Genomic DNA, 11555 nt, shown 5'->3' on the forward strand with positions numbered 1-11555 from the left:
CCACGGAGACACTCATGCGCCAACGCGAAGCGATCATCCCCGTCGGAATGGAAGCCGTGTACGAAAAAATCGGCTATGCGCCGGCGATCAAGGTCGGCGATACCGTGTACGTGTCCGGCCAGATCGGCCGCGACGCGGCGATGCAACTGGTGGAAGAACGCGAGGCGCAGATCGTGCAGGCGTTCGAGAATCTCAAGGTCGTGCTCGAGGCGGCCGGCGCATCGCTCGACGACGTGGTCGACCTGACGACCTTCCATACCGACATGCGCGACCTGCCGCTGTTCATGACGGTGCGCGACCGCTATCTCCATGCGCATCCGCGGCCTGCGTGGACCGCGGTCGGCGCGCACATGCTCGGCGGGGCGCCCGGTTATATCGTCGAAATCAAGGCGGTTGCCGTGCTGCAGGGATAGTCGCGGCCGCTGCTGGCGAGACGACACGGTCCGACCGCTCGCGGCAAGCATCGGATGCCAACGTCCGGCCCGTCTACCGCCGGATCGCCGCCCGCAACCGCCTCACGTCCTGCTCCGACACCGGCGCGGCGCGATTTCCCCACGCGCCGCGCACATAGCTGACCACCGCGGCGATCTCGCCGCTCGTCAGCGCGCCGCGCATCGCCGGCATCCGCTGCACCGGCCCGTGCGCGCCGGGCGCCGGCCGAGCGCCTTCGACGACGATCCGGATCGCGCTGGTCGGATCGGCTGCGAGCGCGGCCGAATTGCCGGCGAGCGGCGGCCCGCGATCGGGCACGCCCGCGCCTTCCGCGCCGTGGCAGCGCGCACAGAATCCCGCATATACGCCGGCTCCCGGCGCCTGCTGGCCGCCCTCCGGGCGCGGCCCCGCCGCGGTCAGCCGCGGGACGCCGACGCCGAGCGGATTCGTCGCGGCGGTCGGTTGCGCGGGCAACGATTTCAGGTACACGGCGATCGCGTGACGATCCGCATCCGTCAGCAGCGAGGTGCTTTCGCCGACGACGGGCGCCATCGCGCCGAACACCGCGCCGCGCACCGCGTGGCCGCTGCGCAGGAATGCGGCGAGATCGTTGGCCGTCCAGCGGCCGAGGCCGTCCGCGTCCGCGCCGGTGAGGTTCGGTGCGAACCAGTGATCGTTGATGCCGCCGGTGAGGAACGTCGGGCTGCGTTCGTCGTAGCCGCGCTCGTTGTAAGCCGGGCCGCGCGGCGTGTGGCATGCGCCGCAGTGGCCGAGCCCCTGCACGAGATACGCGCCGCGATTCCATTCCGCCGATCGCGACGACTGCGGCACGAACCGGTCGCGGTTCGCGAACGCCAGGCTCCACAGCCCGAGCGCCCAGCGCTGGTCGAACGGAAACGGCAGCCGCGTGTTTTTTACCGCGTTCGCCGACGGCGCGACACCACGCATGAAATACGCATACAACGCGCGCACGTCGTCGTCGGACAAGCGCGCGAACGACGGGTAGGGCATTGCAGGATACAGCCGGCTGCCGTCCGCGCGCACGCCGCGCCGCAACGCATCGTCGAACTGGCGCAGCGTGTCGTTGCCGATCCCGTGCGCCGTGTCGGGCGTGATGTTCGGCGCATAGATCGGCCCGAACGGCGAATTGACCGGCTGGCCGCCGGCGTATGGCGTGTGGTCGGCGGCATCGTGGCAGGCGGCACAGTCGCCGGCGAGCGCGAGATAGCGGCCGCGCGCGATCGTCGCGGCATCGGCGCTTGCGGCCGCGGCGGCAATCACCGGGCGGCGGGCGGCGGCAGCTGCCGATGCGGGTGAGGTGGACAACGCCGATGCCGGGGGCGAAGCCGATGAAGCGTCCGACGGCGCAGCCGAAGCCTGGGCGGCCGCCGTGTCTCGCCGCTGCGCCAGCCGCGGATCGCGGTTCACCCGGTCCGACATCGACGCGCCGGCATCGGCTGCCGACGCGCGTATCCGCACGAAATGCCAGCCCGACGCGGGCTCGGGCGCCTCCGCCGGAGACGCGGCTTCGGCCGGATCGCCGGCGGGCGCCGCGTGGTCGTCCTGCTGCATGTCGCATGCGCACAGCGCGCACACGACGAGCGCGACGCCCACGCGGCGGCGCCGACCGACGCGCGCGGCACACGAAACGCACGAAGCGAACGAGATCAACGCCATGGACTGCACGGCCCCACGAAAGCGGTGACGATTCCCGTGAACACGAGACCGATCACGAACCCGAGCGCGGCGAGCATCCCGCAGCGCGCGAGGAACCGTGTGCTGTCGTCGCGCGTCGCGGCCTGCACGTTCGCGTCGTGCCGGCGTTGCCACGTGCGCACGAGCCAGGCGGCGATCAGCGCGAGCCACACGCCGACGTGCGCCCAGCGCGGCACGGTCTGCGCGACGCCGAGCGGATAGCACGCGGTCGACGCGAGCGTTTCGGATGCCAGCATCTGCGCGAACCACAGCGCAGGCGCGCCGAGCAGGCCGGCCGCGATCGCGAGCAGGGGTGTCCATGAGCGTCGCGCGCCGTTCATCCCGCGCTCCTGAGCCAGTACGGCGATACGTACAACGCGGTGAAGATGAACAACCAGACGATGTCGACGAAGTGCCAGTAGAGCCCGCCGACCGTCAGCGCGACGCGCCGTTCGCGGCCGAAGAAACCGGCGGCGGTCCACCCGGCGAGCAGCGCGAGGATGACGAGACCGGCCGCCACGTGCGCGAGGTGGAAGCCGGTGATCGTGAAGTACAGGCTGCCGTAAAGGTGCGCGGTCGGTCCGTACGGATGGTCGCGCCACTCGTGCAGCTGGACGAGTGCGAACGCGACGCCGAGCAGCAGCGCGACGGCGAGCGCGGCCGCCGCGCGCAGGCGCCGGTCGGCCCGCACCGCGCGCTCGGCGAGCCACACGAACACGCTGCTCGACAGCAGCACGACGGTGTTGCCGGCCGCGAGCGCGATCTTCGGCATCCCGTCGGGCGGCCATGGCGCGGCCGACTGCGACTGCAGGTAGAAATAGCAGAACAGCAGGTAGCCGAACAGGCCGGCCTCGGTCACGATCAGCGTGATGACGCCCCACCAGCCGCCCGCGCGTTCGCCGCAACTGCCGACCGGCAGCGGTTCGACGCACGCGACCGGCGCACCGGACGGCGCGGTCGCCGAGCGCGGTTCGGCCGGATGCAGGCCGGCCGCTGCAGGCGCCTGGGTGGTGTTGCGGGCCGGAAGGTGCGCACGCTGCCCGAGCGTGCGGCGCGGCCACAGCCACACGGCGGTCCCGATCGCGCAACCGGCGACGGCCGCGCACACGAGCGTTGGCGAGCGCGCCAGCATCGCAGCGAACACGGCGGTCGCGAGCAGCGCGAGCACGAACGGCACGCAGCTGTCCTCGGGCATCTTCAGGATCGCGCTCGGTTTTGCCGCGAGCGGCGTGACCGCGAGCGCCTCGCGCCCGTCGGCGAGCCGGTAGCCGACGCGCATGCTGGTGCGCATCGGATCCTCGCGCGTTTCCCACAGCGGGTGCCGCGACGCGACGAGCGGCAGCACCGCGAAGTTGTAGACGGGCGTCGGCGACGCGACCGACCATTCGAGCCCGGCGGCGCCCCACGGATTCTCAGCGGCGCGCGCGCCGCGCCGCGCGCTGACGAGCGCGTTGACGACGAACATCACGATTCCGATGCCGAACACGAACGAGCCGATCGTCGTCAGCAGGTTCGACGTGTCCCAGCCCATCCCGGACGGGTAGGTGTAGATGCGGCGCGGCATCCCGAGCAGCCCGGAGACGTGCATCGGGAAGAAGCCGAGGTTGAAGCCGACCAGCACGATCCAGAACGTCAGCTTGCCGAAGCGTTCGTTCATCATCCGCCCGGTGAATTTCGGGAACCAGTACGTGAGCCCGCCGAGCACCGGGAACACGTTGATGCCGAGCAGCACGTAGTGCAGGTGCGCGACGACGAAATACGTATCGGTCAGCTGCCAGTCGAGCGGCACCGCGGCCGTCATCACGCCGGATACGCCGCCGATCACGAACATCAGCACGAATCCCGCGAAATACAGGAACGGCGTGCGGAACACCGGACGGCCCGTCCAGATCGTTGCGAGCCACGCGAACACCGCGACCGCGCTCGGGATCGAGATCAGCATGCTCGCCGCGCCGAAGAACGCAAGCGCGAGCGGCGCGATGCCGGTCGCGAACATGTGGTGGACCCACACCTCGAAGCCGATCAGCATCGTCGCGACCGTCGATACCGCGACGGCCTCGTACGCGACGAGCGGCCGTCGGCAGAAAGTCGGCAGCGCGTCCGACACGATTCCCATCGCGGGCAGCACGACCACGTAGACCCACGGGTGCGCGAACATCCAGAACAGGTGCTGCCACAACAGCGGCCGCCCGCCGTTCGCGACGTCGAAGAAGTGCGTGCCGGCATTGCGGTCGAGCCACAGCAGCAGGAACGCGAGGCTGACGGACGGCACCGCGACGAGGTTCGCCACCGATGCGGTGAGCGTGCCCCACACGATGATCGGCAGCCGGTCGATCGACATCCCGTGCGCGCGCATCCGCAGCAGCGTGACGACGAAGTTCGCGGCGCCGCCGGTCGTCGAGATGCCGAGCAGGATCATGCCGAGCGCGTAGATGTCGATGTTCGCACCGGCACTGTAATCGAGCGACGTGAGCGGCACGTAGTTGAACCAGCCGCCGTCCGGCACGGCGCCGAGCGGAAAGCTCGCATACAGGAACAGGCCGGCGAACAGGAACGCCCAGTACGAGAACGCGTTCAGCCTCGGGAACGCCATGTCGCGCGAGCCAAGCATCAGCGGCCACAGATAGTTCGCGAAGCCGGACAGCACCGGCAGCGCGTACAGGAAGATCATCGTGACGCCGTGCATCGTGAACAGCGAGTCGTACTGCGCGGGCGTGAGCACCGTCGCATTCGGCCGCGCGAGCTGGATGCGCATCGCGAGCGCCTCGACGCCGCCGAGCAGCAGGAACGCGAACGCGGTGACGATGTAGCGCAGCCCGATGCGCTTGTGGTCGACCGTGCCGAGCCAGCCGCGCCAGCCGGGATCCGATTCCCACAGCGCGGCCAGTTCGCGCTCGTGCGTGGAGCCCGGCGGCGCTTCGCCGAGGTCGGGCACGCGGCTGAGCGGAGCGGGCGTGTCGCGGGCAACGGCCATCGTCATTCTCCGTTCAGTGCAGCGTTGCGAGATAGGCGGCGAGATCGTCGGCGTCGCGCGGCGCGAGCGCGAACGACGGCATCAGCGTCTGCGGCTTGATCTGCTGCGCATGCGCGATCCAGCGCCGCAGGTTGTCGGGCGTGTTGTCGAGCGTGCCGGCCGCGAGCAGCCGGCGCGACCCGAGATGCGACAGGTCGGGGCCCGCGTCGCCGGCCGCGTCGGTGCCGCGCACCGTGTGGCAACCCGCGCAGCGCGCATCGAACACGTGCCGGCCACGCCGCTCGGCGCCGACGGCGGGTGCGGGCGCCGGCTGCCGCTGCGCGGCGAGCCACGCGCGAAACGCCGCGGGCGGCTCGGCCACGACCTCGAACGCCATGTGCGCGTGCTGCGCACCGCAGTACTGTGAGCACTGTCCGCGGTATACGCCCGGCCGGTCGGCCTGCAGCCACTGATGATTCGTCTGGCCGGGAATCGTCTGCGTCTTGCCGGCCAGTTGCGGGACCCAGAACGCATGGATCACGTCCGCGCTTTTCAGTTCGAGCGCGACGGGTTCGCCGACCGGGATGCGGAGTTCGTTCGCGGTGACGAACGCGGTGCCGCCCGCGTCGTCCGGATAGCGGGCAGCCCACCACCAGTCGTGCGCGGTCACGACGATCGTGAGCGCCGGTGGATGCGGCGGCGACGCCACCGCGCCCAGCACGCGCAGCATGTACACGAGCGCGCCGAACAGCAGCACGATCGAGATCGCGGAGCCGACCGTGACGATCGCCAGCCCGCTGTCGTGGCCGCCGCCTGCATGCGTGCGGCGGCGAAACATCGCGATCAGCAGCAGCACCGCGATCGCGATGCACACGAACGTGCACAGCGCGAGCAGCGCCCAGCCGAGCACGAACACCGGCCGGGCAGCCGGGCCCGCCGCATGCGCGACGTAAGCGAGCGGCAGCGGCCCGGCCGGTGCGTCGGGCTCGCTGGCGGCGCGCACGGCGGCCATGGGGGCGGCGAGGCACGCGGTCGCGGCGAGGCGAACGATACGGGGCGCTTTCTCGGGTGGCGGGACGGGCAACAGGGCTCCTTTTCGGATTCGGCGGCGTGACGACAGCCGTTCGACAACCGTTCGCGGCGGAGCAATTTCTGTGCGTGCGCCGCGTCAGCATCTCGGCCTGGGCATTGCCTATGCAACGGGCTGCGCGTTACAGCCGGCTTGTAAATTTGGCGACGGTTCACGGCGCGCCCGCGGCACGGTGCGCGGCACATCGCTTGCTACCTCGATCGTGTTCTGGCAGGCCGCTCGGGGTAGGTCCCGGCCGCGTGCCGCCCACCGCGAGAAAACCGGAGGAATCGACCGTGAACACCGTCGCGATCACCGGTGCGAGCGCCGGCGTCGGCCGCGCGACCGCCCATGCGTTTGCACGGCGCGGCGCGAACGTCGCGCTGCTCGCGGCGGGTTGAACCGGTGAGCGCGATGAGAATCGAGGATTACGCACTGATCGGCGATGGCCGCAGCGCCGCGCTCGTCGCGCTCGACGGCAGCATCGACTGGCTGTGTTGGCCGGACTTCGACTCGCCGCCATGCTTTGCCGCACTCGTCGGCACGCCCGACAACGGCCGTTTCCGTATCGCGCCGCGCGAGCCGGATGCGCGCGTGACGCGCCGCTACCTGCCCGGCACGGCGGTGCTCGAAACGACGTTCGAGACGTCGTCGGGCTGTGTGATCATGATCGACTGGATGAGCTGGGATGCGCGCGACCCGTGCGTCATCCGCAGCGTGCGCGGCGAGCGCGGCACGGTCGAGCTCGACGTCGATCTCGGCGTGCGCTTCGACTACGGCCACGCGTTGCCGTGGTGCCGCCGTCTCGGCCGGCGCTGGCGAATGATGACGGGCGGCGACGCGATGTGGCTCGATACCGACGTGCACCTCGACGTGCGGGACGACCGGCTCGTCGGCGCGCCGCGAATCGCCGCGGGCGAGCGCGCGGATTTCTGCATCAGCTACGCGCGTTCGTACGACCGGCCGCCGTCGTTGCCGGACCCGTACGCGTCGTTGCGCGACACGCAGGCGTTCTGGCGCGTCTGGTCGAAGTGCAATGCGGCGCAAGGCCCGTATCGCGACGCGATCGAGCGCGCACTGATCACGGTGAAGCTGTTGTCGAGCGTGCGCACCGGCGGCATCGTCGCGGCGCCGACGAGCTCGCTGCCCGAACGCTTCGGCGGCGTGCGCAACTGGGATTACCGGTTCTGCTGGCTGCGCGACGCGAGCTTCACGCTGCGCGCGCTGGTGCGCTGCGGCTATCGCGAGGAGGCCGCGCGCTGGCGAGACTGGCTGGTGCGCGCGATCGCCGATCATCCCGCGCAATTGCAGGTGCTGTACGCGGCCGACGGCGGCCGGCGCGCGGACGAATGGTCGGCCGCTCACCTGGCCGGTTACGAAGGCGCGCGGCCGGTGCGCTTCGGCAACGCGGCGGCCGAACAACTGCAGCTGGACGTCTACGGCGAGGTGCTGGCCGCGCTGTACCAGGCGCGCCGGCACGGGCTGCCGCCCGACGACGATGCGTGGACGCTCGAGCGGCGGCTGCTCGACCATCTCGCGACGATCTGGCGCGAGCCGGACGAGGGGATCTGGGAGGTGCGCAGCGGCCGGCACCCGTTTACGTCGTCGAAGGTGATGGTATGGGCGGCCGTCGAAAGTGCGTATCGTTCCGCGCGCGCGTTCGGCCATCACGCGCCACTCGAGGAGTGGCGGCGCTGGGCCGACACCGTGCACGCGGATGTGCTCGCCCGTGGCTATCACCCGAAACTCGGCCGCTTCGTCGACCGCTACGATGGCGACGGGCTCGACGTGAGCCTGCTGCTGATTCCGCTGACGGGGATGCTCGATGCGTCGGATCCACGCGTCGCGGCGACGGTCGCCGCGATCGAGCGCGAACTGGTCGAGGACGGCCTGCCGTTCCGTTATCGCCCGCCGCGTTTCAAGGATGGTTGCGAAGGCAACGAGGGTGCGTTCGTCGCGGCCGGCTTCTGGCTCGCGCAGGTTTACCAGATGCAGGGCCGCGACGCCGACGCGCACGCGCTGTTCGAGCGGCTGCTGGCCCTGCGCAACGACGTCGGGCTGCTGTCGGAAGAGTACGACGTGAAGGCGCGGCGCATGTGCGGGAATTTTCCGTTCACGCTTGCGCAGGTCGGGCTGGTCAACGCGGCGATCGCGCTGGAGGGCGACTGGCGAGACGACGTCGATACCGGCTGACGTGCAGCACCGCGCCGCACGCGACGGGGCAGCACGGCACGACGCACGCTTCGTGTCGTCCCGCCCGTCAAGTGCTACGACTCGTGCTTGCCTCCCTTGCCGCCGCGCTCGCCGTTGCCCGGCAGCACGGCCGATAGCACCTGCCGCGCGGTCTCGACGATCACGTTCGCTTCGCGCGGGTCGCCCTTCACCAACGTTTCGGCAAAATGCTTCGCCTGCTGCAGCGTCACGTGCGGCGGCAGCGGCGGCACTTCCGGATCGCTCTTGACCTCGAGCACGACCGGACGGTCCGACGCGAGCGCTTCGTCCCATGCAGCGCCGAGCTGTTCCGGATCGTCGACGTAGATGCCCTTCAGCCCGAGCAGCGTCGCGAAGCGGTAGTACGGCACGTTCGGAATTTGCTGCGAAGCGTCGAGCTTCGGATCGCCTTCCATCACGCGCTGTTCCCACGTCACCTGGTTCAGATCCTCGTTGTTGAGCACCATGCAGATCCAGCGCGGGTCGGGCCATTGCCGCCAGTACTTCGCGACCGTGATCAGCTCGGCCATGTTGTTCATCTGCATCGCGCCGTCGCCGACCATTGCGATCACCGGGCGCACCGGGTACGCGAACTTCGCGGCGATCGCATACGGCACGGCCGCGCCCATCGACGCGAGCCCGCCCGACAGCGAACCCATCATCCCGCGTCGCATCATCAGGTCGCGCGCATACCAGTTCGCGCAGGAGCCCGAATCGCTCGTCAGGATCACGTCGTCGGGCAACCGTGGCGACAGCTCGGTGAATGCGCGCTGCGGATTCACGCCGCGCCCGGCGCTCGCCTTTGCGGCCGCGCGCGCGGCCAGCGTCTCGTGCCAGTCCGCGTTCCATTTCGCGATCTGGTCGCGCCAACTCGTGTCGTGCCGTTCCTTCAACAGCGGCAGCAGCGCGCGCAACGTCTCGGCGCTGTCGCCGACGAGATTGACCTCCATCGGGTAGCGCAGGCTCAGCATGTCTGCCTTCAGGTCGATCTGCACGCCGCGCGCCTGGCCTTCCTTCGGCAGGAATTCCGAGTATGGGAAGCCCGAGCCGACGACGAGCAGCGTGTCGCATTCGGTCATCAGTTCGTAGCTCGGCTTCGTGCCGAGCAGCCCGATGGAGCCCGTGACCCACGGCAGGTCGTCCGGCAGCGCGGCCTTGCCGAGCAACGCCTTCGCTGCGCCCGCGCCGACCAGCATCGCGACCTTCTTGCCGGCATTGAGCACGTCGGCCGCGCGCTGCAGGTCGTCGGCATACGGCACCACCTTCGGCGCCGTGTAGCCGACCCCGGAGTGCACGGTGCCGTGCGCGCGCTTCGGCGGCGCGTAGTCGAGTTCCTGCAGGTCGTTCGGCAGCACCAGCGCGGTCACCGTGCGCGTGCCGAGCGCGATGCGCACCGCGCGGTCGACCAGATGGCGCACCTGGCCCGGCACGACGGCAAGCTGGACGAATGCGCCCGCAACGTCCTTGAACAGCGCCGGCAGGTCGACTTCCTGCTGATAGTGGCCGCCGAGCGCGGCGCGCGCCTGCTGGCCGACGATCGCGAGCACCGGCATGTGGTCGAGCCGCGCGTCGTACAGGCCGGTCACGAGGTGCGAGGCGCCGGGGCCCGAGATCGCGACGCATACGCCGAGCTCGCCTGTAAATTTTGCATGTGCCGACGCCATGAAGGCCGCCATCTCCTCGTGGCGCGCCTGGATGAATTCGATCTTGCCCTCCGCCCGGCCGAGCGCGCCGAAGAAGCCGTTGATGCCGTCGCCCCGGTAGCCGTACACGCGGCGCACGCCCCAGTAGTACAACCGTTCGACGATGAAATCCGCCACTGTCGCCATGCCGTTTCTCCTTGGTTCGGGAAGAGCCGATGAGCCGCGAAGGCGATCGTTGTGCGCGGCGCTGCCGGGCGTCGCGCAAGGCATGTGCCGCGCGGCCGCATCAGGCACGGGTGGTGAAGGCAGGCGCTGCGGGCAATGGCAGGTAATCCGGCGCGCAACGATGGCGCTTTTCGCGGCACCGACGATCGACGACGTGCGAGACCCGGACGCGCGATCTCTAGATCGCAACTAACGGTCAATCGCGCTCGCGCCCGCGACGCGACGGCGCCGTGTTGCCCGACGCTCATGCATCAACTGCGCTTGCAGGGGACGGCCGGGCCCCGTACCGCGTCGTTCCGGGCACGTCAACGACGCTCGCACCGGCTTTCACGCCCGGCGTCCCCGTTGCCGACGGTGCTCGCCGAACACGGAATTTTCAAGCGCTTGTCATTTCGATCGCACGGCTGCAGAGGGGCACGCGCTCCGGATGCCGCGCGGGCGGGCGCGCACCGCCGCGGCGGCACTGTCGCGGTAAGGAACGGCACATGCTGCCCGTGTCGACGAAGCCCGGCGGTTCCGGGTATCGACTACGGTGCTCCCATGACTTCCAGAACTCGCTCGATCAATCCGTTGTTGAATCTCGCGGTGGCCGTCGCGTGCGGCGCGGCGGCGATGTACTTCCTCGATCCGGCATCGGGCCGGCGGCGGCGCGCGTACGTGCGGGACAAGGCCGCTGCGGGCCGGCACGGCGTGGTCGACTACGCAAATACGCAGGCGAAGCGCGCGGCCGACCATGCGCGCGGCGCGATCGCGGGACTGCGCGCCGACTGGCTCGCGGGCGACGCGAACGACGCCCAGGTCACCGAACGCGTACGTGCCGCGCTGGGTCATCTGGCCGGGCATCCGCGCGACGTCGACGTGACCGTCGAGCACGGGCACGTGCGCCTGAGCGGGCAGGTGGAAGAAGCGGAACGGCACGCCGTCGTCGACGGTGTGGCCGCGCTGCGCGGCGTGCAGACCGTCGAGGACGCGATGGGCGCGCGTAGCGAATACAAGGCGCCGTCCGGCGGCCCGATGCACTGATGTCGGCATCGGCCGCGCGCGGGCGAGCGCGGCGGCTGCGCAGGGCTTGCCCAACGTGCGCGCGAGCGCGAGCTACCAGCGCGAGCAGTTGGGCCTGAAAGGCATCGTTGAGGAACAGGGCATCGACCAGCGTCGTCGACCGCCTCGGCGCGCCGGGTTCGCCACGCTGGTCGGGGGGTGCCCCTATGTGTTTCGTCAAGCGGTAGGGGCTGACTTGGGTTGGTAAATGGTGCCGTCGCGCAGCATGGCGAACAGGACGTCACAGCGTCGCCGTGCGAGCGCGATGAGCGCTTGGTTGTGGCGC

The 11555-nt window shown here is 70.2% G+C and carries 8 protein-coding genes and 1 pseudogene; 4 read left to right on the plus strand and 5 right to left on the minus strand.

Annotated features, from left to right (window positions below; translation table 11 throughout):
• The first annotated feature begins 14 nt into the window (after positions 1–14).
• Positions 15–413, plus strand: coding sequence for a RidA family protein (locus HWX22_RS26190; protein ID WP_175916682.1), 399 nt, complete (start codon positions 15–17; stop codon positions 411–413).
• 73 nt (positions 414–486) lie between these two features.
• Here the strand turns inward: HWX22_RS26190 and HWX22_RS26195 are convergent, their stop codons facing one another.
• From HWX22_RS26195 to coxB, 4 genes are read right to left on the minus strand one after another with little or no spacing between them, the layout of a single operon-like run.
• Entirely contained in the window at positions 487–2109 is a 1623-nt protein-coding gene (locus HWX22_RS26195) for a cytochrome c (RefSeq protein ID WP_175916683.1), read from the minus strand.
• Positions 2100–2468 (minus strand): cytochrome C oxidase subunit I, encoded by a 369-nt coding sequence (locus HWX22_RS26200; RefSeq protein ID WP_175916684.1) that lies wholly within the window; start codon positions 2466–2468, stop codon positions 2100–2102. Before HWX22_RS26200 ends, HWX22_RS26195 begins: the two co-directional genes overlap by 10 nt.
• Entirely contained in the window at positions 2465–5101 is a 2637-nt protein-coding gene (gene ctaD, locus HWX22_RS26205) for a cytochrome c oxidase subunit I (protein ID WP_175916685.1), read from the minus strand. Before ctaD ends, HWX22_RS26200 begins: the two co-directional genes overlap by 4 nt.
• Before the next feature lie 13 nt (positions 5102–5114).
• On the minus strand, positions 5115–6164 hold the full coding sequence (coxB, locus tag HWX22_RS26210; protein WP_244135290.1) for a cytochrome c oxidase subunit II: 1050 nt from the start codon (positions 6162–6164) through the stop codon (positions 5115–5117).
• A gap of 281 nt (positions 6165–6445) precedes the next feature.
• On the opposite strand from coxB, the pseudogene HWX22_RS26215 reads away from it, so the two are divergent.
• Positions 6446–6541 (plus strand): annotated as a pseudogene (locus tag HWX22_RS26215) (SDR family NAD(P)-dependent oxidoreductase); the annotation flags it as partial.
• Between the two features lie 22 nt (positions 6542–6563).
• Entirely contained in the window at positions 6564–8342 is a 1779-nt protein-coding gene (locus HWX22_RS26220; protein ID WP_175908975.1) for a glycoside hydrolase family 15 protein, read from the plus strand.
• Positions 8343–8416: 74 nt separating this feature from the next.
• On the opposite strand, the gene HWX22_RS26225 is transcribed toward HWX22_RS26220, so the two are convergent.
• Positions 8417–10189, minus strand: a complete 1773-nt coding sequence (locus HWX22_RS26225) for a thiamine pyrophosphate-requiring protein (protein ID WP_175916687.1) — start codon at positions 10187–10189, stop codon at positions 8417–8419.
• A gap of 579 nt (positions 10190–10768) precedes the next feature.
• Here HWX22_RS26225 and HWX22_RS26230 point away from each other — a divergent pair.
• Positions 10769–11251, plus strand: coding sequence for a BON domain-containing protein (locus HWX22_RS26230; protein ID WP_175916688.1), 483 nt, complete (start codon positions 10769–10771; stop codon positions 11249–11251).
• Positions 11252–11555 lie beyond the last annotated feature (304 nt).

It is taken from the genome of Burkholderia sp. BCC1638, assembly GCF_902833195.1.
Classification (GTDB): Bacteria; Pseudomonadota; Gammaproteobacteria; order Burkholderiales; family Burkholderiaceae; genus Burkholderia; species Burkholderia diffusa.